The sequence below is a fragment of the Flavobacteriales bacterium genome, assembly GCA_016716605.1.
In the GTDB taxonomy this organism is placed as follows: domain Bacteria; phylum Bacteroidota; class Bacteroidia; order Flavobacteriales_F; family PHOS-HE28; genus PHOS-HE28.
Genome location: JADJWA010000001.1, coordinates 757,791 through 784,330, shown reverse-complemented (window position 1 = coordinate 784,330; position 26,540 = coordinate 757,791). Strand labels below are relative to the sequence as shown.

Below are 26,540 nucleotides of genomic sequence, written 5' to 3'. Positions count from 1 at the left end.
GCCCGTGTCCGCGACGATCAGTGAACAATTGGCCCGGGCCGTGCAGCTCCTGCGCGTGGGCGAGGCCGTGGCCATCCCTACCGAGACGGTTTATGGACTTGCGGCCAATGCCTTCGACGCGGATGCCGTGCTCAAGGTCTTCACCGCCAAGCAGCGCCCCAGCTTCGATCCGCTGATCGTGCATGTGGGACAGCAAGCCGATGTGCATCGCGTAGCGCGCGAACTGGCGCCCGGAGCGCAAGCACTCATCGATGCCTTCTGGCCGGGGCCGCTCACATTGGTGCTGCCCAAGTGCGATGCCGTGCCCGATATCGTCACCAGTGGCCTGGACACCGTGGGCGTGCGCATGCCCGCTCACCCGCTCACGCTGCAGTTGCTGCGCGCGCTCGACTTCCCGCTGGCTGCGCCCAGCGCGAATCCTTTCGGTTACGTGAGCCCCACCACCGCGCAGCATGTTGCCGATCAACTCGGCGATCGCATCCCGTACATCCTCGATGGCGGTCCCTGCGAGGTCGGCGTGGAGTCCACCATCATTGGTTGGGAGGTCGATCGCTGGGTACTGTACCGGCCCGGCGGCATCGCACTGGAAGCCATCGAAGCGGTGATCGGTTCCGTAGCGCATGCCGTGAAGCAGGTGCTACCGGTCGCACCCGGCATGCTCGAGAACCACTACGCTCCGCGCAAGCCAGTGCAGGTAGGCGAGGTCCGCGAGCTCCTCGCGCGGCATCAAGGAAAGCGGGTTGGCGTGATCGCATTCCAAATGGAATACCGCGCCCATCGTTGCATTCGGCTTTCCGCCAAGGGCGACCTGAACGAAGCCGCGCGCACGCTCTTCGCTGCCCTGCGCGAACTGGACGCCAGCGATTGCGATGTGATCCTCGCAGAGCGGTTCCCGGAACAGGGGCTGGGACTGGCGATCAATGATCGGTTGCGGAGGGCGGCGGTGCGCTGAGCCGTCGATGCAGCTTGGGCCTTGGTCGATCCACGTATGGCCTGCGTTCCGACATTGCGCAACACGGCATGGGTTCCGGCGTTCCCGCCCTATCTTCACCCTGCACCAAACCCACCAGGGCCATGAGCACTACCCTTAATACCAAGGAACTGACGCTTGTGTACGATAGCGGCACCTCCGAAGGACGCAAGGCGCTCGCCTATGCGTACACGCTCGCACCGAAGGTGAACAAGCAGGATGTGAGCGAAGTGAGTCTGAGCACCACCTTCGTGCGCCAGGTGCTGAAGCAATTGAACCTGCGGCCCAAGGACCTGCTCAACCGCGCTCATCCGTATTATCAGGAACATTTGCGCGGCCGCGACCTCGATAGTGAGGGCTGGCTGCAAGTGCTCACGCACAACCCGGGGCTGCTCAAGGCGCCCATTGCTTTGCAGGGCGATAAGGCCGTGCTCTGCGAACCGGCCTCTCTGATCAATACGATCAACGAAGCGCAGCGCAAGGCCAGCTAGCTGCTTTCGGCTCCTTGGCATCAACACCGATCTTCGCGCCCCGGTCGGCGCTCATGGGCACATGCGCACCTGAGCCCCCGGGCACATGAAACGAATCGCCATCCTCGGATCCACAGGCTCCATCGGCACGCAGGCCTTGGAGGTGGTTCGCGAGCAGTCGGCCCATTTCGAGGTGGAGCTGCTCACCTGCGGCAACCGCGTGGATCTCTTGATCGAGCAGGCGTTGGAGTTCAAGCCCAATGCGGTGGTGATCGGCGATGCGGCCCAACTGCCGCGCGTGAAGGATGCCCTCTTCCCGCAGGGGATCAAGGCGTATGCGGGTCCAGAAGCGCTGGAGCAGAGCGTGGCCATGGAGGGCATAGACACCGTGCTCACGGCCTTGGTCGGCTACGCCGGATTGAAGCCCACGCTCGCTGCGATCAACGCAGGCAAGCATATCGCCCTCGCGAACAAGGAGACGCTCGTGGTGGCGGGAGCGCTAGTCACCAAGGCCGCGCGTGAGAAGGCGGTGAACATCTATCCGGTGGACAGCGAGCACAGCGCCATCTTCCAATGCCTCGCTGGCGAGTGGGAGAACCCCATCGAGAAGATCGTGCTCACCGCGAGCGGCGGTCCGTTCCGTGGCAAGAGCCGCGAGGAGCTGGCCGCGGTGACCAAGGCGCAAGCGCTCAAGCATCCCAATTGGGACATGGGCGCCAAGATCACCATCGACAGCGCGAGCCTGATGAACAAGGGACTGGAAGCCATCGAGGCGAAATGGCTCTTCAACCTGAAAAAGGAGCAGATCGAGATCGTGGTTCATCCGCAAAGCATCATCCACAGCGTGGTGCAATTCCGCGATGGCAGCATGAAGGCGCAGATGGGCCTGCCCGACATGAAGCTGCCCATCCAATATGCGCTCTCGTATCCGCAGCGGCTTCCAACTGATTGGCCGCGCTTCGATTTCACCGCGTATCCCGCTCTGACGTTCGAGCAGCCCGACCTCGCTACCTTCCGCAACCTCGCGCTCGCGCTCGAAGCCATGGACCGTGGCGGAAACGCGCCTTGCGTGCTCAATGCCGCTAACGAAGTGGCCGTGGAGCTCTTCCTCAATGACGCCATCGGCTTCCTGGAGATGAGCGACGTGGTGGAGCATTGCCTCTCCCGTATACCATTCATCCCCGATCCGCAACTTGCCGACCTCATGGCCAGCGACGCCGAAGCCCGGCGACTGGCGCGTGAGCGAGTCCCTTCCGCATGGAGATCCTGATCAAAGGAGCACAGCTCATCCTCAGCCTTAGCATCCTCGTCACGCTGCACGAGCTGGGCCACTACCTGCCCGCGCGCTGGTTCAAGACCCGCGTGGAGAAATTCTACCTCTTCTTCGATCCGTGGTTCTCACTGGTGAAGAAGAAGATCGGCGACACTGAGTTCGGCATCGGCTGGATCCCCTTCGGCGGCTACGTGAAGATCAGCGGCATGGTGGACGAGAGCATGGACAAGGCGCAGATGGCCAAGCCCGCCGAGCCATGGGAGTTCCGGAGCAAGCCCGCATGGCAGCGCCTCATCATCATGGTGGGCGGTGTCACCGTGAACCTGCTGCTGGGCATGCTCATCTACATCGGCATCCTCTGGGTTTGGGGCCGCGATTACCTGCCGAACGAGAACGCGATCTACGGCGTGCATGTGAGCAAGACCCTCGAGGCGCAGGGCATGCGCGATGGCGATCGCATCATCAGCGTGAATGGCAAGGCACCGAAGTCCATCGGCGAAGCGCAAGCAGCCATCATGCTCGACGACGCCCGCGACCTGGTGATCGACCGCAATGGCGAGGAAGTGCGCATCACCCTGCCAACGGGCTTCAGCCAAATGGCCGTGGACAGCGGCGAGAAGGCCTTGATGCAAGTGCGCATCCCCTTCTTCATCGACAGCATCATTGCCGGAGCTGGGGCTTCGCGCAGTGCTTTGCGCAACGGTGATCGCATCGTTTCGGTGGAAGGTGAGTCAACGCCCTACTTCGAGGATTTCCGCAAGAAGGTGCGCGACCACAAGGACAACTTCGCGGTGATCGGTTACGAGCGCAGTGGCGCGCGCGATCTTGCTGTTGTGCAGGTGGACAAGCGCGGCACCATCGGGGTGCAGAGCATGGCCTTCGATTCGTTGGTCGCGCGCGGTCATGGCTTCAACACCGTGCACGAGGATTTCTCATTCGTGCGGTCCATCCCGGCAGGCATCAGCAGCGGCATCGAGACGCTTGGCGGCTATGTGAGCTCGCTCAAGTTCCTCTTCAGCAAATCGGGCGCAGAGCAGATCGGCGGCTTCGGCGCCATCGGCGGGCTCTTTAGCCCCACGTGGGATTGGCAGGTCTTCTGGAGCATGACCGCCTTCCTCAGCATCATCCTCGCCTTCATGAACATCCTGCCCATCCCCGCGCTCGATGGCGGACATGTGGTCTTCCTGCTCTATGAGATGGCCACCGGCCGGCCGCCCCACCAGCGCGTGCTCGAAGTGGCGCAGATGATCGGCATGGTGCTGCTGCTCGGCCTCATCCTCTTCGCCAACGGCAACGACCTGTTGAAGGCCATTTTCAACTAGCCCCTCGTGGAGCATCACCCCGGAAGCCGACGAAGGAGGCTATCCCGGGTCTCATGAACATCATGCACCTCGATGCCGTATGAGCGGCCATGCCGCACGTGTTGCTGATCGAGGACGATGCCCTGGTGCGCAAGCTGCTGGAGAAGCGCTTGCAGCTGGCAGGCTGGGAGGTGACCGCCCTGCGCGATGGCAGCCAGCTGCTTGAGCGCTTCGCTGAGCATCCTGCAGACCTCATCCTCATCGACCTCGGCTTGCCCGGCGCCGATGGGCTCAGCCTTGTTGAGCAGCTGCGCGCGCAAGGCATTTCCGCGCCCATCCTCGTGCTCACGGCGTACGAGCTGCCGCACCTTCACGCCACCGTGCGCGGCGTTGGCGCCAACGACCTGGTGCAGAAGCCCTATGACCAAGAGGAGCTGATTGAGAGGATGCGGAGGCTGATGGCGGCGTGAGGAAGTGAGCCTAGGCGTCGCCTGCGATACTTCAAAGGACGCGAACGGAAAGGCCGAACCTTAGATCCACCCAACGGCGTTTGCCCCCATCGTTGCGCCGAAACTCGGAGCCCAATACCGCCCTGAATCGATTTGAATTGCCAAAACCCTCATAGCCCACCAAGAGCCTGGACATTATCGTGTCCTTGAGAATGCTATTCCGGTGGCCACTGTCGTAGAGCTCAATCGTAGTATCGTCCAATCCCAGCGCAGTGCCTCGACTCCGAAACGATTCCGACACACTCAGGCCTGCGCAGATCATCCAGTGGTTCAGCTTCAAGTTGACCAGCAGCGGCAGTTCGAGATGGTGGCTCTCCAGTACGACTCGGCTGTATTGCAAGCCGTCTGGCGCTGGCAACGACGGGGGATATGCGGCCAGGGTGTCGGGGTCAAAACGGAATACTTCCTTCCTGATCGCATAGTCCAGGCCCACCATCAACCAGAGATTCTTGAAGAGGCGACGTTCCAATCCTAGGCCGGAGGCACAGGAGAGTGAGTTCACAGCTGAACTGCGCGACAGGAAGAAGGCGCGATCGTTTGGTCGAGTTTGAGGCGTGATTTGAGGAACACCGACATGACGATCACCATGTACCGTATTCCAAAGTGCTGCGGCATTCACGTTTACATGCCAATGCGAAGCCATCCTGCTTTGGCCCAAGCCCAGCAATGGCCCCAAACACAGAGCTAAAATGCACAAGGGCCTCATTTTCACCCCTGCAAGGTCTTCGGCGAATGTAGCCCTCACGAGGCCCCCGCAGGTCTCGGCGTGTGCGGGCCTGTGCGTGGCGGCCGGACCCTGCGGCACTGTCATCAAAAGGTAGCAGGTTTTGCCAAGGTGCGCATGCTCCGATGCCACAGGGTCATCCGTCATCGCTTCGCAAAGCTCGCGATCGCAGACAGACCCGGCGGTGGCATGGTCATGGGGAAGCGATTGCGGTCCGATGGAAACACTGCGGGAATAGTAGCAACTTGGATTCAACGCTAGCTGAGCGCCCCGCTGACATGATCCTGCTCGACTTGAGCTCGCCGGGCGCCGATGGCCTTACGCTGGTGGAGCAGATCCGCGTGCAAGGCGTGGTGATGCCCTTCCTCGTGGTGACGCCCTACGAGCTACCGCACCTGTACGCCACCTTGCGCGGCGCTGGCGCCAACGACCTGGTGCAGAAACCCTACGACTAAGAGGAGCTGATTGAGAGGATGCTGATGACGGCGTAGCTCGATCGTCTTGCGCGACCTTCGCGCATGCCCTTCACCCACGATGCTATCATCATCGGCCAAGGCCTGGCGGGCACCGTGCTCAGCGAGACCCTCGCATCGCGTGGCTTGAGTATCAGGGTCTTCGATGCAAGGCAAGTTGGCAGCGCATCGCATGTGGCAGCAGGCGTAGTGAATCCCATCGTTCTCCGCCGCACCTTGCCGAGTTGGCGCGCATCGGAGATGCTGGCCGTCGCGGGAGCGTATTACCGGGAGCTCGAGCTCGATCAAGAGGCGGACTACTGGAAGCCCCTGCCCTTCGTGGAGATCTTCCCAACGGCGCAGGAAGCGGCCATCTGGCAATTGCGCATGCGCGATGCGGAGCACAAGCACATGCTGTCGAGCGCGCCCCTGAGCGATGCGAGCCTGGAGAAGCTGCCCCATCCATACGGCTATGGTGTCGTGCTGCGCTGCGCATGGTTGAATCTGCAGGCCATGATGGCCGACCACCGTGAGCGCTTGATCGCCAGCGGCGCCTTGGAGGAACGGATCATCCTTGAATCGGACATCATCCGCAAGGCCGATGGCATTGAGGTCCTCGGGCGCAGCGCTCCGTTGCTGGTGCATTGCGGTGGGCCGTTCAACACCGTGCCCGGACTGGTACCCGTGCGCGGCGAAGGACTCACTGTGCGGCTGCCCGGCCTGGGTCTGAATTGCATGGCGCATCGCGGCGCATTCATCGTGCCCATGGGTGACGATGTCTATCGCGTTGGGTCCACGTTCGCGTGGGATGATGTGTGGAGCGGCCCCACGGACGAAGGGAAGCGCCATCTGCTCGACCGCCTTCACCGCTTGTGGAGCGGGCCGATCGAAGTGCTGGATCACTGGGCCGGCGTGCGCCCTGCGAGCAAGGACAGGCGGCCGATAATGGGCCGCACAGGCCCGCATGAAGCGGTGCTCTCCGGATTCGGTGCGCGCGGAGGACTGCTAGCACCGTGGTGCGCGGCCCACTTGGCCGACCACTTGCTCAACGGCAAGCCGCTGGATCCGGAAGTGGACGTGCAGCGCTTCGCCTGACGGCATGTGCGATCGCAGTTGCTGAGGCATCTTCAGGTCGTGCGTGCCGTGTTCTCCGCACGAACCTGAGCTTTGCGCCGTTCTCACCTCCCATGCGCCATCACGCCATCCGCATTTCACGCTTGATCCTGCCGTTCTTGCTGCTCACTGTGGTCGTCGCCTGCCGAAGCAAGAAGCCCATCGCCTCCAGGCCTGTCCCCGATCCTCGCTGGGCCGTGATCGATTCACTCGCGGGCATCGGGCTATACGCATCGGCCTTGGAGCGCACCGATGAACTGCTGAACGATGCGGAGGCCAAAGGTGATTGGCGCTCGGAGTTCACCGCGTGGATCCGACGAGCTTCCTATCAAGAGATGATCGGCACCGATCCCGACAGCATCATCGCGCTGATGGATGCGCGTGCTACGCAAGCCCCCACGCCGCTGTCGCAACTCCTGCACAGCACCCTCATGGACCGCTGGTGGCAGCGCTATCAGCAGGACCGCTGGAACATCATGGAGCGCACCGAGCTCGACGGCTCCTTCGATGCTGCCAACCCGGAGACCTGGACGCAGGGCCGTTTCATGGAGCGCGTGATCCGTGAGGCGCGCGCTTCCACAGAGCCCTTCGACACGCTGCGCCGGATCCCCGTGGGCGAGTTGCGCGAGCTGCTCACCGGCGATTCCGGTGCCTATTACCTGCGCCCCGCGATCTACGATGTGCTCGCCCACCGCGCCTTGCGCATCTTCAGCAATACCGAGACGCGTCTTACGGAACCGGCTTGGCGCTTCACCCTCGACGACACCGCGCACTTCAGCCTCTTCGAGCCCTTCATCTTCCGGCCGCTCACTCATCGCGACAGCACCTCGTGGGAGCTCCAGGCGCTGCGCATCCACCAGCAATTGGAGCGTTCGCACATCAACGCCGACAAGCTCGATGCGTACGTGGACGCGGCGATGCAACGCCTCGCGTACGTGCGGGAGCGCAGCGCGCTGCCCGAGAAGGACAGCCTCTACCTCGGCGCCTTGGAGATGCTGCGCTCGCGACTGCCCGGGGACGCCTGCGAAGCGGAGGTGATGGTGGCCATGGCGCGCTGGCACGATGGGCAATCAAGCAAGTACGATCGTTTGCGCGGCGAAGATTGGAAGTGGGAGCGGCGCACCGCGATCGAGTTGTGTAAGGCTGCGATCGCCAAATGGCCGAACACCTTCGGCGCGCGCAATGCGGCAGCGATGCTCTCACGCGTGCAGCAGCCGGCGTTGAGCATCGCATCGGAGCAAGCAGTGCCGCCCGGCAGGGAGTTCCTCGCGCTGGTGAAGTACCGCAACAGCACCAAGGCTTGGCTGCGCATCGTGAGCGATCCTGAGCGCGATGAGAACGATGGCCGCTACGAACCGGATCGTCACAGCTGGCTGCTGAAACAGATGCCCATCAAGGAGTGGAGCATCGAACTGCCCGATGACGGCGACTTCCACGAGCATGCAGCGGAGATCGCCATCGATGCCTTTCCGCTGGGGCGATACGCGATCATCATTTCGAATGAAGCGTCATTCGCGCCCGGATCTGATGTGATCAGCTGGTGCGAGGTGAAGGTGACCGGATTGTCGCTCGTGCACCGAGGCGAAGGCAGCACGCACGATGTACTGGTGTTGAACCGGGATACCGGCAAGCCAATCCCGGGTGCGGAAGTGAAGGCCATGCTCACCGGATGGGATGGCGGACAACGGACCACCAGGCAAGTGGGCAGCGCCATGACCGGTGAAGCTGGAGCGGTGCAGTTCACGCTTGGTGAGCAGCGCGGCACGCTCACCTTCATCGCGAGCATCGGGGGTGATCGGGTCGCGAGCAGCAATCATTACTCCTACGATCGACCTTACGGTGATCCGGACAGCGTCCGGACCTTCCTCTTCACCGACCGCGCTATCTATCGGCCGGGGCAGGAGATTCGCTTCAAGGGCATCGTCACCGTGAAGCGAGGCAAGCGCACCGAGGCGCTGCCCGACTACGAGACCGAGGTTTGGTTGAACGACGCCAATGGCGAGGAGGTGGACACCCTGACCGTGACTACTGATCGTTTCGGAGCATTTAACGGGCGCTTCACGATTCCACTGGGAAGGCTCACGGGCTACTGGACGCTAGAGGCCGATGATGGCGAGAAGGGCATTCGCGTGGAAGAGTACAAGCGGCCCACCTTCGAGGTCGTCTTCGACCCCGTGAGCGCTACGCCGAAGCTTGGTGAAGAGGCAACGGTCACCGGTGTGGCGAAGAGCTACGCAGGCGCACCGCTCGATGGCGCTATGGTGAAGTACACTGTCTCGCGCAGCGCCATGATGCCGTGGTGGTGCGGCTGGCGATGGGGCGGATTGCCATGGGGCCGAAGCACCGAGGTTGCCAGCGGCGAGGCCACCTGCGATGCGCAGGGCAAGTTCATCGTGAGGTTCAAGGCCGAGGCCGATCGCGCATTCCCGCGAGGCGCCGATCCGAGCTTCAATTATGTGGTGAACGCTTCCGTCACCGACATCACAGGCGAAACGCACGACGCCAGCACATCGCTCGTAGTGGGCTACCGCAGCATCGACCTGGAGCTGGGCATCAACAGCGCCATCGACCGCAGCACCGCCGACAGCGCGCTCATCCGCGTGGTGAATCTCAACGGGCAGGAGCAGCCCACACCCTTCAACCTGCGCGTCTCCAGGCTCACGATGCCCGCAGGCGGCGTGAAGCGTGAGCGCGTCTGGGACCGTCCTGACCGTTTCGTGATGGTGAAGGAGGAATTCGCTCGTCGCTTCCCGCACGACCAGTACGACAACGAGCGCGACCCCGAGACCTGGGCGCGTGGCACGGAAGTGATGCGTGGCGATTCAATCAAGGCGCTGGGCAAGCGTACAGCGCTGCGCGGCATCCGAGACTGGGAAGTGGGCACCTACCGGATCGAGATGGAAGCGCGCGATCCTTCAGGACAACTGGTGAAGGCGAGCAAGGTGTTCACGCTTTTCGATCCCGATATCCAGAACACGGGCTTCGAGAACGAGGCCTTCCATGTGCAAGTGCTGAAGGAGCGCTGCGAACCGGGCGAGAGGGCCGTGCTGCTGCTGAGTTCATCGCTGCCCGAATGCCGTGTGCTCATGGAAGTGGAGCGCGAAGGGCGCATCGCCGTGGTGCGTCCGTTCCAGTTGAAGCGCGGCCAGCAGCGCGTGGAGCTGCCGGTCCTGGAAGATGATCGCGGCGGCTTCTCGGTGCATTTCGTGTGCGTGGAGCGTGGTCGCCAGCACGTTGAGTCGCGGCGCATCGAAGTGCCTTGGACCAACAAGCAACTCAACGTGGAATGGATGAGCTTCCGAGACAAGCTGCTGCCCGGCGCGAAGGAGGAATGGCGCCTGAAGATCACCGGGCCGAAGAAGGAGCAGGTGGCGGCGCAGGTGCTGGCATCGATGTATGATGCCTCGCTCGATCACTTCGCGATGCCGGAGTGGTGGATGAATGTGTGGGGCTCGAATCAGGGGCGCATGGCTTGGGGCCGTGCGCTGCCATTTGGAGTAGCGAGTTCGAGGAAGATGGCGAGGGCGTACAGTGGTGTAGCGGACAGCACGCGGAACTATCCTACACTCTATTCTGATTTCTGGAATTACGGCTTTCGGTTCCGTGGTCGAGGGTTATCAGTGGATGCGATTGAACGCTTGCCGGATGTTCGTGGAGAAGCGGATCTCGCGACGTACCTTCAAGTCGTTCCCGGAGTTGTTGCCAATGGCGATGATGGTAATTCTGGAATGGATCGCGCTTTTGCGATGACAGTCACCGAAAAGGCCGGGGCAGAACTGGAAGATGTGATCAATGAGGATGAGATGGAAGGCGCTCGGCTCGCCTCCGCTCCTTCCCCCCTCCGTACCGATTTCCGCGAGACCGCCTTCTTCTTCCCCGATCTGCTTACCGACCGCGACGGTAGCGTAGTGCTTCGCTTCACCATGCCCGATGCGCTCACGCGCTGGAACTTCATGGGCCTGGCGCACACCACGGACCTGAAGACCGCACAGTTCACGCGCAGCACCATCACCCAGAAGCCCTTGATGGTGGTGCCCAACCTGCCGCGCTTCCTGCGCCAAGGCGACCGTATCACGCTCACCGCCAAGGTGAATGTGATTGAAGGCGGCACGCTCAATGGCAACGCGCGCCTCGAGCTCTTCGATCCGATCACGAACAAGTCCGTGAATGAGCTTTTTGACCTCAAGAAGTCCGAGCGCGCATTCACCGCAGCGCCCGGCAGCAGCGCGGTGGTTTCGTGGAGCATAGCGGTTCCGGAGAAATTGGATGCGGTTGCCGTGCGCATCACTGCAACAGCGGGATCACTCAGCGATGGCGAAGAGCGTCCGCTGCCCATCCTCACCGATCGCGTGCTCTTTACCGAGAGCCTGCCCATCGCCGTGACGAAGGCTGGCACGAAGACTTTCGAGCTGAAGAATCTTATGAATGCGAAGTCGTCGACATTGCGGCATCAGAGTTTGAAATTGGAGTACACGCCCAACCCTGCATGGTACGCCGTGCAGGCGCTGCCCTACCTCATGGAGTTCCCGCACGAATGCGCGGAGCAGGTCTTCAGCCGCTATTACGCCAATCACCTCGCCACGCACATCGTGAAGCAGCGTCCGCAAGTGAAGAAGGTGTTCGAGGCGTGGAGCAAGGGCGCGGCGGGCAATGAACAAGCGTTCTTGAGCAACCTCGAGAAGACCCCGGAACTCAAGGGCATCGTCCTCGAAGAGACGCCCTGGCTGCTCAACGCCAAGGATGAAGGTGAGCGCAAGCGCCGCGTCGCGCTCTTCTTCGACCTGCACCGCATGGCGAACGAGGATGCCGCTTCGCTGAAGAAGCTCGGCGAGATGCAGTTACCGCAAGGCGGTTGGGGCTGGTGGAGCGGCATGTTGCCCTCGCGCTACATCACGCAGCACATCGTGGCGGGATTCGGGCACTTGCAGCAGCTCGACGCGCTGGAACTGGACCCCGACACCGATGCACGCCGCATGATCAAACGCGCCATCGACTGGCTCGACCAGGAAGTGGAGCGCGAGCACAAGCGCCGTCTGCGAGACACCAAAGCCGACAGTTTACCAGATCCTTCGGCGGAAGACATCCACTACCTCTACGCGCGCAGTTGTTTCCCGCAGCATGCGCTGGAACGCAAGAAGGGCAGCGTGGCGGAGTTCATGCTGGAGCGCGCGCACCGTAACTGGCTGCGCTACGGTTTGCAGGAGCAAGCGATGATCGCGATCATCCTGCACCGCATGGTCGATGAAGAGGACTCGCAGCTGATCACCACTTCGCTCGCTCAACGCGCCACCATGAGCGAGGAGCTGGGTATGCACTGGAAGGACTTCCGCGCGGGCTACCGCTGGAACGAATTCCCCACCGAGATGCACGCGCTGATGATCGAGGCCTTTGAGCTCGTTGCGCGCGACAGGCAGAAGGTGAACGCGCTGCGCCAATACCTGCTGAAACTCAAGCAGACCACCGACTGGAAGACCACCAAGGCCACGGCCGATGCCTGCTATGCGCTGCTGCTCACCGGCGATGATTGGCTGGAGCCGAAGTCGCTGCCCGTGATCATGGTGGGCAATGAAGAGGTGAAGCCCGCGAAGAGCGAAGCCGGCACGGGCTACTTCGAGCGCAGCTGGAGGGGCGAGGACGTGAAGGCCGCGATGGGCCGCGTGACCGTGACCACCACGAGCGACGGCGTGCAATGGGGCGCGATGCACTGGCAGTACTTCGAGCTGATGGACAAGGTGAAGGCGCATGAGTCGCCCTTCAACCTGAGGAGGAATGTGATGCTGCGGGAGCAGACCGATGCGGGCGCGCGCTTGGTCGAGTTGGACAAGGGCCGCGCGCTGAAGCCCGGCGACCGCCTAACCGTGCGCGTGGAGCTGCGCACCGATCGCTGGCTCGACTACATCCACCTAAAGGACCTGCGTGCTGCCGGTCTTGAGCCCGTTGATGCGCTCAGCGGCTACGAATGGAATAGCGGCCTTGGCTACTACCGCAGCATCCGCGATGCGGCCATGCACTTCTTCTTCGATCGCGTGGCGCCCGGCACCTACGTGTTCGAGTACGAGCTGAAGGTGACGCACGCGGGCGAATTCAGCAACGGCATCACCACGGCCATGTGCATGTACGCGCCGGAGTTCAGCTCGCATAGCGAAGGGCTGCGGCTGAAAGTGGGCGAATAGCGCGAAACCGCAAGTCCGTGCTGCCGTAGAAGCGCCGCTATGCTCCGGCGCCTTGCGCTTCCCTCTGCCATTGCGGCCCAGTTGCTCCATGCAGCCCAGGACCCGCGCTTCGTGGTGAGCCGCTACGGGCCGGAGCATGGCCTCAGTAACCGGCATGTCCTCTCGCTGGTGCAGGACCGTGTGGGCTTCATTTTCGCGGGCACAGTGAGCGGCCTTGACCGATTCGATGGCCACGGATTCCGGAACTGGAGCGTAGCCGATGGCCTGAGCCAGGGTCGCGTGGATCAATTGCGCCGCGATGCGCAAGGCCGGATTTGGGCCATCGCCACCGACGACGATGAAGATGTCATCTCCATTGATGTGCTCGATCCGGCCCACTGCCGCATGATGCCCCTCACGGATCGGTATGGACCATTGCCCTTCGACCCTTCAACCATCAAGCGGATCGCGCCTCAGCGCGACGATGAAGTGATCGTGCTCGGCGCCGCCGGGCCGGCGCAATGCATACGTTTCGATGGCACGCGCTTCCTTGTCCACCGCCTCAGCGGCGACCGATTCGACCCGTTGGGGCACGACCGTGCAGGTCATGTGATCGGGTGTCTCATCAGCGGCAGCGAGCAGAGCATCGTGCGCATCGGCGCTGACGGAAGCGTTCACACGGCCTTCAAGCTGCCGGCGGGCACCAAGGTCGAAGCGCTGGTCACCGGGCGCACAGGCGTCGGAGCGCAATACCGGTGCGTGGCAGGCGATGGGTCCGTCTTGTACTACGACACCTATTCCGAAGTGTCGTCGATGGGCCTGCCATTGCCAGCGGCACGTAGCGTCGGCGTTGACCCCGTGCACCGTCCGTTGAACGTCACGCCGCTGCTGGCGCATGAGATGCAGGTGCTTGATGCGCGCATCCTGGATGGGAGCGGAGCCGAGCTGTTCGACCTCACGAGCCGCTACCCCGAAGTGAAGCAGCGGGTGAAGGCCTGCTGGGTCGATCGCGCAGGCGACCCGTGGCTGGGAACCGAATTCGGGCTCTTCCGGATCGATATACGCGGCGACCGTTTCACGCGTATGGTGCATGATCGGGAGGCTGTAGGCGGTGTTGGCGTGCTGTGCCGGGGAATGAACTGGCACGATGGGCGCTTGTATATGGCTTCCGAATGGCACGGAGCCTTCAGCATCGATCCCACGGACGGCACCAGCGCACCCATGGAAGGGTCGCCCTACCTCTTCGGATTGCACGTGAGCGAGGACGGCATCGTGTGGCGCGGCGGTCGCGGGACCGTTGAATGGAACAAGCCAGGCGATCCCGTGCGGAGCATGCCTGTTGATGACAACATCTGGAGCCTGCTTCGCTTGGAAGGTGATGCCGTGTTCTTGGGAGGCCTGAAAGGGCTTTGGCGGCTTGATCCGCGTAGATCAACCATTGTGAAGGTCCAGGACGCTGCGTATCCTGAGCTCGATCATGCGCACATCCTGCAACTGCGCCGCATGGCCGATGGCCGGATCGAAGCTGTGGGCTCCAAGGGCATCTACCGCCTCGATGCCACGGGCCGTGTGCTGCAGCGCCTTTGGGCAGGCTCCAGTGGGAAGGACCGCCTGCCGTTCGACGACCTGCATCACGCCTACACGGACCGTGAAGGACTGCTCTGGCTCAGCACGCGGGGAGCGGGTCTGATTCGCTTTGACCCCCGCACCGGCGCGCACCAGCAATTCGCCATGCGCAACGGCTTCCCGAATAACATGGTGTACGCCGCGTACGAAGATGAGCTCAAGCAGCTCTGGTTGCCCACTGACGGCGGCATCGTGCGATTCGATAAGCAGAGCAGGCAGTCAACGGTCTTCACCGCTGACGATGGGCTCACCAGCGACGAGTTCAATCGATTGGCTCATGCGCAGGCGCCGGATGGCCGCCTGTTCTTCGGTGGGCTCAATGGCATAACTGGATTCCGCCCGGCCGAATTCCGGATCGCGGATGGTGAGGCACGATTCCCGTTGGTGCTCACCAGCCTCCAGCACTACGATGCCGAACAGGCCACCTATGTTGATGCGGATCAAGGGGTCCGTGCGGAGCGCGAGATGCGGCTGAACGCCCGGCAGCGCAGCGTGCGCATCGGGTTCGCGCTGCTCTCCTTTGAGGGGAGCGGACGAATCACCTACGCATGGCGCATCCATGGCCTGAGCGGCGAATGGGCCTACCAGGAAGAGCCATACATCCGCCTCGATCGATTGCCTGCCGGGGATCACCGGCTGCAGGTGAAGGCCCGGGACGCCAATGGCTACTGGACCCAGCAGGAGTTGCAGGTGACCATCAGCGTCGATGTCCCCTTGCTCGAATCGCGCATCGCATGGGCAGCAGGCGGTGCGGCTTGCGCAGCCTTGGCCGCACTCCCGTTCTTGTTCGCCACGCGGCGAAGGCGCGTGGCCCGCCGCCCCTTGTCGGCATGGTCGTGAAACAGGCGCGGCATACTTTCGCACCATGCGGTCATTGCCATGCCTTCTGCTCGCCGTGCTGTTGGCAGCTTGCGGCGCCCCCCCAGCTGAGGACCAAGGCGCTGCGCTGATTCCACCCGCCTCACTAGCTCTGGACCTCTCCGGTTTCGACGTCCCATTCAGCCTCGAACTTGGCGATGCCGCCACCCTCGGGGTCGATAGTCCAACGGTGCGCTGGAATGAGGAGTTCGGCCACCTCAGCGTGCAGGCCGGCGACCGCTTCAGCATCCTCATCACCGAGGAGCCCGGTGATCTCGCGCGGATGAAGGCCGACCTGGACCGCGATCAGCTGCGCACCAACAGCATCGTTGAGGAGCAGCCGGACCGCATCATCTGGCGCTCGGCCTTCCCCGATGAGGACATCGTATTCGTCCACTTCTACCGGATCGTTGAGGCGGATGGACGCACCTTCATCGTGCAGGACGATGACCGTGGCCGTTTCAGCGAAGCCGATGCGGCCCGCATGATGGGCTCCGTGCGGGTGAAGCAGCCTGTGTGATGCGCGGCCCCCTCCTCGCGTTCGCGCTCTTGGCCTCCTCACGCATGGTGGCCCAAGGCGTTGAGGCAGCGTGGCTTGACAGCCTTTCGGCCTATTGGTCGCGCATCAACGCCGCGTACAGCGATTCCGCTCATTCGCCGCTATTGCCCAAGGACCGGCAGGCGTTCACGGAATTGGAACGCTTCGCCCCTGATGCCCGCTTCAAGGTGATAGCAGCGTTCAGGCCGAAGAAGGGGAAGCCCTTCGGCATGAAGACCACCACCGACCGGGTGCCGCAGTACGAAGCCATTGGGCAATTGCGCTTTGCCGCAGCCGGCAGGAAAGTGCGCCTCACCGTGTATCGGAACATCGACCTGAGCAAGAAACCGGGTTACGCCGATCATCTCTTTGTTCCGTTCACCGACCTCACCAATGGCGAGGAGACCTATGGCGGCGGCCGCTATCTCGACCTGCAAGGCCCGCTCAAGAAACAGGTTGAGTTGGATTTCAACCGGGCCTACAATCCTTACTGCGCGTATGGCGGCCGCTATTCCTGCCCCATTCCGCCGGCCGAGAACCACCTCGAGCTGAGGGTCGAAGCCGGTGCGAAGGCCTTCGTGCACTGAGGCTCAGGCCAATGGAACATCCAAGCTCCGGTGCCGTAAACACCGCCCCTTCGGCAGCGGCGGTATGATCCCGCGCCTATCTTCGCCAGCCGAAGCACCCACCGAACCATGCGCTTTCACTACGCTCTTCTGGCTTCCTTGATCGCGGCACCGGCCCTCGCGGGCACCATCGTCGTTGAGGGCAATTACCAAGGCAAGAACCTCTTCATCCAGAATCCCTTCTCCGAGGCCGGGGTGGGCTTCTGCGTGTTCGAGGTCACGGTGAACGACCAGATCGCCACCGATGAGATCAACTCCAGTGCCTTCGAGCTCGACCTGAAGAATTTCGGCCTGAACCTCGGCGATGCGATCGTGGTGAAGATCCGCCACAAGGACGGCTGCACGCCGGTGATCCTCAACCCGGAGGTGCTGAAGCCCAAGAGCACCTTCGATATCGTGAAGCAGAGCATCGCCAGTGATGGCACCTACAGCTTCACCACCTCCAATGAGACCGGTGAGCTGCCCTTCATCATCGAGCAGAAGCGCTGGAACAAGTGGGTGAAGGTGGGCGAGGTGCCCGGCGTGGGCAAGCCCGGCGAGAACACGTACAGCTTCAAGGTGACCCCGCACAGCGGAGAGAACACCTTCCGCGTCCGCCAAGTGGACCTCACCCGCAAGTCGCGTTACAGTGAGGCCGTGAAGTTCACCGACCCCAGCGTGCAGCCAGTGACCTGGGGCCCGCCCAAACCGAAGGAGGAGATTGTTTTCAGCGCCAACACGCTTTATGAGATCTATGATCAGTACGGCAACATCGTGAAGCGCGGCTATGCCTCGCGCATCGACATCACCGGCCTGAAAAAGGACCTCTACTACCTGAACTACGACAACAAGCTAGGCGAGAGCTTCCTGAAGCGCTGAGCCTTCGTTCAATAGACTTTCGAAGCCCTCCCACAACGGAGGGCTTCGTGGTTCTATCATTGTCTCATGGACCACCTGATCCGCATCGAGCACATCGGCATCGCCGTCAAGGACCTGAATGGCGCCGAGGCGCTCTACACCAAATTGCTCGGCGAAGCGCCCTACAAGCGCGAGGAAGTGGAGAGCGAGGGCGTGATCACATCGTTCTTCAAGGCGGGTCTGAACAAGATCGAGCTGTTGGAGAGCACACGGCCCGATGGGCCCATCGCGAAGGCCATTGAGAAGCGCGGCGAGGGCATCCACCACATCGCCTTTGAGGTGGCCGACATCCGGGCCGAGATGGCGCGCTTGAAGGCTGAGGGCTTCGCTTTGCTGAACGAAGAGCCCAAGCGCGGGGCCGACAATAAGCTGGTCTGCTTTATCCATCCGAAGAGCGCGGGCGGGGTGCTGGTGGAGCTGTGCCAGGAGATCAAGTGAGCAGCCCTAGTCGCATCACCATCCCGATCACATCCTCTTTCCCAAGCTCGAGGTGCTCGGCATTCAGCCCGGCATGGCGCGCGCCGATGATATGCTGGATGCTGTCGTCGATGAAGAGCGCTCGTCCGGGATCGGCGCCATGCTGCTCCAGCACGTGCTGGAAGATGTCCGCATTCGGCTTGCGCATACCCAGCTCGCAGCTATAGTAGGCGCCGTGGAAGAGCGACCGGAAATCTCGGATGCCGAGATTGCGCGCGATGATGGCCTCGAAGGCTGGCACATGGATGGCGTTGGTGTTGCTGAGCAGCAGCAGCTGGTAGCGTTGCTTCAGCTCGTTCACCAAGTCGATTCGCTCCGGGGGGATCGAGCCGAGCATGGCGTTCCAGCCGGCATCGATGTCCGTGTCGGCCAGCGCCGCGCTGAGCAGTGCGCGCACTTCATCGCGGAACCCTTGGGGTGAGAGATTACCGGTCTCGAATCGGTCGAAGAGGTCGCTCTGCCTAGCCTTGGAGTAGAGCGCGTCAAAGCCTGTGATGCCGAGTGACCCGAAATGAAGCCCGGTGGCATGGTAGTCCACATCGATGAGCACGCCGCCGAGGTCAAGGATCAGGGTGTCGATGATCACCGGCACACGCTGATGTGGTAGCACGCCTGCTGCTTCTCCTTGGTGGCGTGGATCCGCTTGTCGCGTGTCGCGTGCTCGGCGATCACTTCGGCGAGCGTCTCGGCCAGGTAAACCTGCTGGCACGCTTGCAGATAGAGCATTCCGCCTTGCTGATCAACGAATCGCATGTAGGAGAGGTCCATGCTGGTGCCATGCGTGTGCGGGGCCATTTCGTCGCGCGTGGCGTTCATGTTCCCGCGGCCGAGCTTGCGCTGATCATCCTTGGTGCGCAGCAAGCTGGTCACCCGGATGCGCGCATCGGCCAGGTCCGTGTCGGCGATGCGGGCTTTGAAGTCCTTGGCGATGGCGTGAAGCGTGGCGGCGGCATTGGCCGTGAGGTAGGGCGAGCCGTGATCCATGGGCGCCACCCAGATGCGCTCGTCGCTTTCAATGCGGATGAGGTTCACGGAACCTGCAGCGAGCGCTCTGCTTAGGTCGGCATCATCTTTCAAGGGCTTGATGCCCGCCTTCGCCGACGATTGCTTGTATGCAGGCAGTTTCGCGTTGAGCTTGGGGCTGTAATGCTTGTACGGGTACTCCGAGCAGCTCATGGCGGCCCGCGGAGCCTTCGCTGCGGTCGCGGGCGGCACGGCTTCCTTTCCGCCCGCGCGCACGAGCAATACGATCAGCGCAGCGGGAACCAGCAGCACCAGACCAACCTTGCGCCAGCTCAGGCGCCGGCGTTTCATGCGCGGCGGGGAATCGAGGGCGGCGCCCGTCGTGCGGTTCTTCCGGATCACACGGCAAAGAAGCACACGGGTACATTTGGCGCCCGACATCGCAGCGGCCTTTTTTCAATGCTGCGCGGTGCATGACCGGGCCTGTAGCTCAGCGGTCAGAGCAGGGGACTCATAATCCCTTGGTCGCAGGTTCAAATCCTGCCAGGCCCACAGCGCCCGCCGAAGCGTGAAGTGCGAAGGCGGGCAACGTACGGCGCAACGCGCTTTCAGTAGGGATTGACCGCGTTCACGCGCACGAACACGTCGTCGATCAGCACGCGCGAGCGGCGGTCCTTGTCCCAGAAGTAGAACTTGAGGCGGTCGCCTTCTTCCAAAGGCGGCACCGGGATGCGATACTCGATCTGCTCCCAAGTGCCGGGCTTCGCAGGCATCGGGTTGAAGGGGAAGGGTTCGTAGTAGGCCACGGAGCCATCGGGCTTGCGCACATCGGTGACGCCGAGCAGAGCGTGAGCGTCGAGGCTGCGCTCCTCGCGGCGCTGAAGCCCCACTTCGAGGTAGAGGGCGCGTCCGGCTGGTAATTCATCCGTGCCCGCCTCGAACTGCAGGCCGTACTCATCGCTTCCATCGAAAACAGCGGCGTTCCCCCCGCTGTAGGCATCGTGCCGGCTCCGTATGGCACCGCCGCCCCAATGCGCGCAGGCATGCTCGAAGTCGCAGCTCTCCTCGAGCACCACGCTCATGCCATTCGGGCTGAAGGGCGGTTCTTGGTAATTGCCGCCGAGCGCATGGCGATAGCTGTCGTCCCACCGGAGAAAGGCGTACGCGTACTTCACGCGGTCCATGCTCTCCGGATGCAAGATGCCCGCGCTGTACTGCCACATCTGGAAGAGCAGCAGCGCGCAGCAGAGTGCGATGAATCCTCGGGCGAAGAGCAGCCCGCGCTTGGTCGCCGCCTGCAGCACGAAGGCCATCGGCATGGCGAGCACGGGATAATGATCCACGAACACGCGACTGCCGAAGCCGCTGCCATAGTACCAGATCCACCAAGCGCTGATCACATAGAGGTTCGCGGCCCAATAGAGCAGCATGCCGATGCCACGAGCCCGGTCCTTCAGCAGCAGCCACCCCATGCCGAACAGGGCGAGCAGAAGCACGGGCGTCCACAGGAAGAGGCCGCGACGGAAGCCGAATAGCACCTTCAGCGCTTCGGGCCGGTCCCAATGGAAGCCTTCTCCGGTGTAGCCGTACGCGTACCACTTGCCGATCTGCGCGTACCAGAGCAAGGGCTGAATGGAGACCACCGCTCCGCAGGCGATAACGGCGATCACGAGGATCAGCGGATGCTGGACCGCACGCCTCAACGCATCCTGCCAGGCATCGCCCAATACAACAGGCAATGCGAGCAGCACCAATCCGTTCACCGGGCGGATGAGGACGATGAGCCCCAGCAATGCTGCAGCCGCTACGAGCCACCGGACCGATCGGGCCGTTGCGAAACGATGGGCGGTGAGCAGGAAGAGGCTCACCGCGCTGAAGGAGTACACATGCGACCAGCCCGGCTGCAGCGCGCTGTACTGCATGAGCTGAGTGCCGAAGCCGATGGCGATAAGGACCCACGCGACGGTGCCCTCGGCGAATGCCATGCGCCGGAGCAGAGCGCGAATGGCCAGGAGGCCGATGAGCAGATAGCACCAGGCCCCGATGCTGATGGCCCGCATCTCATGCACGCTCAAGCCATCACGAGGAGCCTTCGGATCACCCAAGGCGATGTCGTGCCCGATGAGGAACCAAGGAGCCATCATCACCGCAGTGCCGCAGTAGTACTTGTTCAATGTGCCGGTGGGCGTGTGCCGAACATATTCCCACACGGGCTGCTCGCGCCCGAGGTCCTTGCGGATGAATAGCGCCTGCAGGTAGCCGTAGTACCCTTTCACATCGCTGCGCACCACGGCATCGGCAAGACCGGCCGCAGTTCCGGGCCAGAGGCCGCGCACGCTGATGGCCGCATTCAGCGCAACGACAGCCAGCACGACAATCAGTGAAGGGGTGAGCTTGCGCATGCAATTCCCATAGGGGCCGTGAAGATGGCGATCGCCGGATCTTCGCACCGTCCACCCGCCGATCACCGCATGCGCACCGCCTCACTCGTGATCCTCGCCGCCGGCAGCAGCACGCGCTTCGGCAGGCCCAAGCAATGGGAGCCGGTAGGACCCAAGGGCGAAGCGGTGCTAGACATCACACTTCGCAATGCATTCGCCTTCGGCTGCGAAGGGGCGTGGATCGTGGTACGGCCCAGCCATGCCGACATGGCCCGGGAACGTTACCGCAGCAACACGCTCGTGAAGGTCGTGGTGCAGGCCGAGCCGCTGGGCACCGGCCATGCGGCCATGGTGGGCATGATGCGCACCGCAGGGACCTGCGTCGTGGCGAACGCCGATGACCTCTATGGGCGTGAGTCGATGCGCATCGCCATGGAGCATGCGCGCGATGGCCTCGCGGAAGAGCATGCATTGGTAGCCTTCGATCTGGGCCGTACGCTTTCCCCGAGCGGGCCGGTGAATCGCGCGGCTTGCAGGAACGAGGACGACCGGTTGGTCGGCATCGAAGAAGTGATCGGGCTCTGGCGCGATACCGATGGCGAGATCCGAGATGAGAACGGGCGCACGAGGAGATCGGAAATGCCTGTGAGCATGAATCTGTGGGTATTCCGTGAACGTTTCGGTACCCTGCTTGAGGAGATGAACAATGGCAGGGCGCCCGGGCCAGCGACCGAGACGGGTTTGCCCCAGGCTGTGCAGCGCGCCTTGGAGGCTGGCCAAGCATTCCGTGTGCTGCGAACGCCCGATGCCTGGCATGGCCTCACCTTCGCCGCCGATGCCGACCTTGTGCGGCGGACCCTGGCCCAAGACGCATGAGCGAGAATCGGCCTTCGGTGCTCGGCACCATCTGCGCCGCCTTCGGCATTGAGCTGAACGGTCACGATTGCGCGCCATTCGGAAAGGGCCTGATCAACCAGACCTACCTGCTGCGCAACCGGCATGGCAGCGACCATTGGATCCTGCAGCAGGTGAATACCACCGTGTTCAGGCAGCCACAGCTCATCGCCTACAACAACTACCTGGCGGCCGAGCACCTGCGCAACCATCATCCGGAGTACCGCTTCATGCGCGGGCTGCGCGCCACCGATGGCCGCGACCTCTTCATGAGCCCGGAGATCGGCGCATGGCGCGTGTTCCCCTTCTTCCCGAACACGGTGAGCTTCGATGGAGCCGTTTCGCCCCAGCAGGCCTATGGCGCGGCACAGCAGTTCGGCAGGCTCACCCGGAACCTCGAAGGCGTGTACGTGGGGGCGTTCAAGGTCATCATACCTGAATTCCATGACCTCGGCGCACGGTTCGAGGTGTTCCAGGGCGCGGTGCGGAATGCGTCCATTGAGCGCAAGGACCGCGCGCGCGAGGCCATCAACCACTTCCTGAGCAATGCCGGCATCGTCGATGAGTTCAAGGTGACCATGATGGACCCCGAGGTGCGCACGCGGATCACGCACAACGACACCAAGGTGAACAACGTGCTCTTCGACAAGGACACGGGTGAGGCGGTATGCGTGGTGGACCTTGATACGCTCATGCCGGGCAAAGCGCTCTTCGATCTGGGCGACATGATCCGCACCTTCATCTCACCAGCTGCGGAGGATGATCCCAACCCCGAGCATACGGAAGTCAATGACGAAGTATTCGAGAAGCTGGTGGAGGGTTATTTCACGGAGATGGCGCCGCTGATGAGCCTGAGCGAGCGCTCATTGGTGCACTGGTGCGGCCAGATGCTGATCTATGAGCAAGGCATCCGCTTCCTCACGGACTACCTGCACGGTGACCTCTATTACCGGATCGATCGCGAAGGACACAACCTCGATCGAGCGCTCAACCAGATGCACTTGCTCAAGCGCTACATGGCTTTGCAGCGGCCGTTGAATGATCGGATCCGGCACCTCGTCGCCTGAGCCATGAGCCTGCGAGCCTCTTCAATCGCGATTGCCTGCGCGCTGGGCGTATCTGCTGTTTCGCAGGAGCCCGAAGCCGCCCGCCACGAGCTCAAGTGGTTCCAGGACGCCAAGCTGGGCATCTTCATCCACTGGGGCATCTATAGTGTGAACGGCACCGACGAGAGCTGGGCCTTCTACAACAAGAAGGTCGGCTACGCGGATTACATGAAGCAGCTTCAGGGCTTCACCGCACGCAAGTACGATCCAGCCGCATGGGCCGACCTGATCCAACGAAGCGGCGCGAAGTACGCCGTGATCACCACCAAGCATCATGATGGCGTGGCGATGTATGCCACCCGGGCGTACGTTGGAGGCGGCGACTGGGCATGGAGTGCTCCTGGACACCTCTCCGTGGAGAACGTATTCAATTGCGGCAAGGATGTGGTCGCACCGTTGTTCGCCGCGCTTCGCGAGCGCAAGCTGAGGTGCGGTGCCTATTACTCACTCATTGATTGGACGGACTACAACTACCCAGCATTCACCAAGGACAGCACGCGCTATGCAATCAAGGATGATCGCGCGCGGTGGAAGCAGTTCCAGAATTACTTCCAGTTGCAGATCAACGAGATCGCCACGCAGCTGAACCCCGACCTCTGGTGGTTCGATGGCGATTGGGAGCACAGCGCCGAGGAATGGGAGGCGGCCAAGGTGCGTGCTATGATTCTGGAAAGGAATCCGAAGGCGATCATCAACGGCCGCTTGCAGGGCTTTGGCGATTACGCCACGCCCGAGCAGAACATCCCGATCGAAACGCCGAAGGCCCCCGCATGGGAGTTGTGCATGACCCTCGGCGAGCAATGGGGATGGCAGCCATACGACACCAACTACAAGAGCACGCACGACCTCATCCACATCTTCGCTGATGTGATCGGCCACGGCGGCAACCTGCTGCTCGGCATCGGACCGAAGGAGGACGGCACCTTCACGCCGGGACAAGTCTCCCGGTTGGAAGATCTCGGCCGGTGGACGAGCAAACACGCCGAAGCGATCTATGGCGCACGCGCCGGGCTGCCCAACGGCCACTTCTTCGGCCCTACAACGCTCTCTGCGGACAGCACCACGCTCTACCTATTCCTCGCCAACGGCATGAGCGGCAGTGTGGAGATCAAGGGGCTGGTGAACAAGATCCACTCTGCTGAAGTTGTCGGGCGCGGCACCACATTGAAGCACCGCGTCGTGGGCAAGATCAGCTGGAGCAAGGTGCCGGGGCTGGTCTTCATCGACATCCCCGAAGGCGTGAGCGATGAGTGGATGACGGTGCTGAAGGTGAAGCTGGATGGAAAGGTGAAACTGTACCGGGGCGAGGGGGGGTACTGATTATCGCACCACGATCTCATCACAGAATAGCCAGCACTGGCCCTTGCTTCCGTGCCACGCGGGCAGGTCTCCCAGGTTCTTGGCGGTGAGGCGGATGTAGCGGGCGCTTTGCGGAAGGTCCCAAGGCTCCAGTTCGGCGTTCCTGGTCCCAAGCGTGACCTTCTTGCCTGCATCGGTGAATTCAATTGTACCCCACGTCATGAAAGTCGATCCATCAACAGAGTACTCGATGCTCACAGTAGTTGGGAGGAATATCCAACTCTGTTGATCGTGCAGGAATCCGGCCTTGACCGACTGGACGAATCGCGCTTCGCCCAGATCGATCGTCGCCACCATGTCCTTGCCGTACCAGCCCTGCCAACCATACTGGTAGTTGGTGCTGGCACGGAAGCCATCGATCAGCGCATCGGGCCCGCCACCCGGGTAGCGGGCGTCTGGCGGTGTCTCGAAACTGATCTTCTTGCCAACGGCCAAGTGGTTCACAGCGCCGTGCTTCAGGTGCGCGCTGAATTCCGTGAAGTACTCGTCCGGCGTGTTCCGCGTCTCGTGCAGCAGCAGATGGCCGTGCTTCTTTGCCCGGGATACGAAGGTCTCTAGCAACTCCTCGTAGTAATGTTTGGCGTGCCACTTTCCTGTGCTGTCCTTCTCGAAGAGGCCATTCGTGGCATGCGGCATCGCTCGCGCCACTTCCAGCTCGGCGTACATGATTCCCAGCCGCGCATCCTCAACACGCCATTGGTAGATCGTGTCTTCCTCCATCACGGCCGCCTCGGCGCTGTTGAAGAGCATCTTGTACTTCGCGATGTTCGCCGGACTGAGGTAGCCGTCCTTGTGCGCCTGCGGGTGCTCGTAAAGCGTGAGCGACTTGCCGCTCTTGTCCAGCTCCTCTTCCAGTAGATGCGTGTACTTATCGATGTAAACGCCCGCCTCGCCGTAGTAGCTGTCCATGAAATGCCAGCGCAGCGAATCGATGTCGAGGTCCGGGTTCCAGAGCAGCTTCGCGAGGAGGTAGCAACGGAACTCCGGCATCTCGCCGCCGGGCGACGAGAGCCCTTGCTCGAAGACCATCGGCACGCCAGCATCGCGGAAGAGTTGCAGGTTGGGTTGCAGCACTTTCCAATTCGGGAAGGGCGCGAGCAGGTGCGAGAAGTTGATCACATAGTCCCACACGATGATGTTCTTGGTCAAGGCTGACCACCCGCGCAGATCGGCCGTGAATGAGCCGGGTTCATCGCGCGAGGCGATCGGCTTGCTGCGGTCCTCCTCGATGCTGCAGAGCATGATGTTCACGTTCGGCCGTGGCTTGGTGACTTTCGGCGCTTTGCGGCTGTACTGGTAGGCGAGCGTGCTGATCACCTTGTCGGGGAAGCTGTCAGCTACGGCGTTGGCGAAGCGGAGGATCGTCCCGCTCGGCGAGCCTTCTTCATGATCTGTTCGATGGCATTCCACGCACTCGCAGAAGTTGTAGTTGTCCATCTGGCTCACACTCCAACAACGAGCAACCGGCTTTCGGGCCATCATGGCGCGCAGGCTGTCCACGGTGATACGCAGCACTTCGGGGTTGCTCAGGCAGAGTTGATCGGGCACATGCACGCCGTTACGTTCAGCGAAATACTCCGGGTGCTTCTCGAACTGCACCGGCGACACGAAGCGATGCATCGTGTGTACCCAAAGCCCCCAGTCGGGATCCTCGGAGTCGGGGGTCTTGATCACTTGTCGGATGCGGTGCTCGGCGGCGTAAGCGCTGTCGGTGGCCGGGCCGTAGAAGACCATGCGGAAGGAGAAAGGGGATTGGGCGGAGGAGAAGAGGGAGAGGAACGCGAATACGAGGGCGACGTCCCTTCTTCGGCCTGAACTCCGGCGACGTGGGCACGGAGAGCAGTGAAGGGG

Annotated in this window: 21 protein-coding genes and 1 tRNA gene; 17 read left to right on the top strand and 5 right to left on the bottom strand. The window is 62.3% G+C overall.

The features are described 5' to 3' along the window. The first annotated feature begins 4 nt into the window (after window positions 1-4). The 5 genes from IPM12_03115 (at window position 5) to IPM12_03095 (ending at window position 4,484) form a co-directional block, all read left to right on the top strand. Entirely contained in the window at window positions 5-952 is a 948-nt protein-coding gene (locus IPM12_03115) for a threonylcarbamoyl-AMP synthase (GenBank protein MBK9146793.1), read from the top strand. A 122-nt stretch (window positions 953-1,074) separates the two neighbouring features. Then, entirely contained in the window at window positions 1,075-1,461 is a 387-nt protein-coding gene (locus IPM12_03110) for a glutaredoxin (protein ID MBK9146792.1), read from the top strand. 85 nt (window positions 1,462-1,546) lie between these two features. Continuing rightward, on the top strand, window positions 1,547-2,710 hold the full coding sequence (locus tag IPM12_03105; protein ID MBK9146791.1) for a 1-deoxy-D-xylulose-5-phosphate reductoisomerase: 1,164 nt from the start codon (window positions 1,547-1,549) through the stop codon (window positions 2,708-2,710). Further along, window positions 2,698-4,035 carry an RIP metalloprotease RseP gene (rseP, locus tag IPM12_03100; GenBank protein MBK9146790.1) on the top strand — a complete coding sequence of 446 codons (1,338 nt, stop codon included), beginning with the start codon at window positions 2,698-2,700 and terminating at the stop codon, window positions 4,033-4,035. Before IPM12_03105 ends, rseP begins: the two co-directional genes overlap by 13 nt. An 89-nt stretch (window positions 4,036-4,124) precedes the next feature. Beyond that, entirely contained in the window at window positions 4,125-4,484 is a 360-nt protein-coding gene (locus tag IPM12_03095; protein MBK9146789.1) for a response regulator transcription factor, read from the top strand. Window positions 4,485-4,515: 31 nt separating this feature from the next. On the opposite strand, the gene IPM12_03090 is transcribed toward IPM12_03095, so the two are convergent. Next, window positions 4,516-5,142 carry a hypothetical protein gene (locus IPM12_03090; GenBank protein MBK9146788.1) on the bottom strand — a complete coding sequence of 209 codons (627 nt, stop codon included), beginning with the start codon at window positions 5,140-5,142 and terminating at the stop codon, window positions 4,516-4,518. Window positions 5,143-5,525: 383 nt separating this feature from the next. On the opposite strand from IPM12_03090, the gene IPM12_03085 reads away from it, so the two are divergent. From IPM12_03085 to mce, 8 genes are all read left to right on the top strand, one after another. Beyond that, window positions 5,526-5,702: a response regulator gene (locus IPM12_03085; protein ID MBK9146787.1), complete on the top strand. Its 177-nt coding sequence runs from the start codon at window positions 5,526-5,528 to the stop codon at window positions 5,700-5,702. A 63-nt stretch (window positions 5,703-5,765) separates the two neighbouring features. After that, complete coding sequence (locus tag IPM12_03080; protein ID MBK9146786.1) at window positions 5,766-6,794, top strand: FAD-binding oxidoreductase; 1,029 nt, start codon at window positions 5,766-5,768, stop codon at window positions 6,792-6,794. 92 nt (window positions 6,795-6,886) lie between these two features. Further along, complete coding sequence (locus tag IPM12_03075) at window positions 6,887-12,985, top strand: hypothetical protein (protein MBK9146785.1); 6,099 nt, start codon at window positions 6,887-6,889, stop codon at window positions 12,983-12,985. Between the two features lie 39 nt (window positions 12,986-13,024). Then, window positions 13,025-15,430 (top strand): hypothetical protein, encoded by a 2,406-nt coding sequence (locus IPM12_03070; GenBank protein ID MBK9146784.1) that lies wholly within the window; start codon window positions 13,025-13,027, stop codon window positions 15,428-15,430. A gap of 25 nt (window positions 15,431-15,455) precedes the next feature. After that, window positions 15,456-15,968, top strand: coding sequence for a hypothetical protein (locus IPM12_03065; GenBank protein MBK9146783.1), 513 nt, complete (start codon window positions 15,456-15,458; stop codon window positions 15,966-15,968). Next, window positions 15,968-16,573 (top strand): DUF1684 domain-containing protein, encoded by a 606-nt coding sequence (locus tag IPM12_03060; protein ID MBK9146782.1) that lies wholly within the window; start codon window positions 15,968-15,970, stop codon window positions 16,571-16,573. The genes IPM12_03065 and IPM12_03060 overlap by 1 nt, the downstream gene beginning before the upstream one ends. Window positions 16,574-16,681: 108 nt before the next feature. Continuing rightward, window positions 16,682-17,470: a hypothetical protein gene (locus IPM12_03055; protein MBK9146781.1), complete on the top strand. Its 789-nt coding sequence runs from the start codon at window positions 16,682-16,684 to the stop codon at window positions 17,468-17,470. 66 nt (window positions 17,471-17,536) lie between these two features. Next, window positions 17,537-17,947, top strand: coding sequence for a methylmalonyl-CoA epimerase (gene mce / locus IPM12_03050; GenBank protein ID MBK9146780.1), 411 nt, complete (start codon window positions 17,537-17,539; stop codon window positions 17,945-17,947). On the opposite strand, the gene IPM12_03045 is transcribed toward mce, so the two are convergent. Next, window positions 17,940-18,572 (bottom strand): HAD family phosphatase, encoded by a 633-nt coding sequence (locus tag IPM12_03045; GenBank protein ID MBK9146779.1) that lies wholly within the window; start codon window positions 18,570-18,572, stop codon window positions 17,940-17,942. The genes mce and IPM12_03045 overlap by 8 nt on opposite strands. Then, window positions 18,569-19,300: a hypothetical protein gene (locus IPM12_03040; GenBank protein ID MBK9146778.1), complete on the bottom strand. Its 732-nt coding sequence runs from the start codon at window positions 19,298-19,300 to the stop codon at window positions 18,569-18,571. The genes IPM12_03045 and IPM12_03040 overlap by 4 nt, the downstream gene beginning before the upstream one ends. 128 nt (window positions 19,301-19,428) lie before the next feature. On the opposite strand from IPM12_03040, the gene IPM12_03035 reads away from it, so the two are divergent. Next, window positions 19,429-19,501 (top strand) — tRNA-Ile (locus IPM12_03035). A gap of 56 nt (window positions 19,502-19,557) precedes the next feature. Here the strand turns inward: IPM12_03035 and IPM12_03030 are convergent. Further along, window positions 19,558-21,351: a hypothetical protein gene (locus IPM12_03030; protein MBK9146777.1), complete on the bottom strand. Its 1,794-nt coding sequence runs from the start codon at window positions 21,349-21,351 to the stop codon at window positions 19,558-19,560. 69 nt (window positions 21,352-21,420) lie between these two features. On the opposite strand from IPM12_03030, the gene IPM12_03025 reads away from it, so the two are divergent. Genes IPM12_03025 through IPM12_03015 form a run of 3 tightly spaced genes read left to right on the top strand, consistent with a single transcriptional unit; the run spans window position 21,421 to window position 24,650 of the window. Next, on the top strand, window positions 21,421-22,206 hold the full coding sequence (locus tag IPM12_03025; protein ID MBK9146776.1) for an NTP transferase domain-containing protein: 786 nt from the start codon (window positions 21,421-21,423) through the stop codon (window positions 22,204-22,206). Further along, window positions 22,203-23,291, top strand: coding sequence for an aminoglycoside phosphotransferase family protein (locus tag IPM12_03020; protein MBK9146775.1), 1,089 nt, complete (start codon window positions 22,203-22,205; stop codon window positions 23,289-23,291). The genes IPM12_03025 and IPM12_03020 overlap by 4 nt, the downstream gene beginning before the upstream one ends. Before the next feature lie 3 nt (window positions 23,292-23,294). Beyond that, window positions 23,295-24,650 carry an alpha-L-fucosidase gene (locus IPM12_03015; protein ID MBK9146774.1) on the top strand — a complete coding sequence of 452 codons (1,356 nt, stop codon included), beginning with the start codon at window positions 23,295-23,297 and terminating at the stop codon, window positions 24,648-24,650. On the opposite strand, the gene IPM12_03010 is transcribed toward IPM12_03015, so the two are convergent. After that, window positions 24,651-26,423 (bottom strand): DUF4838 domain-containing protein, encoded by a 1,773-nt coding sequence (locus tag IPM12_03010; protein MBK9146773.1) that lies wholly within the window; start codon window positions 26,421-26,423, stop codon window positions 24,651-24,653. Window positions 26,424-26,540: the final 117 nt, after the last annotated feature.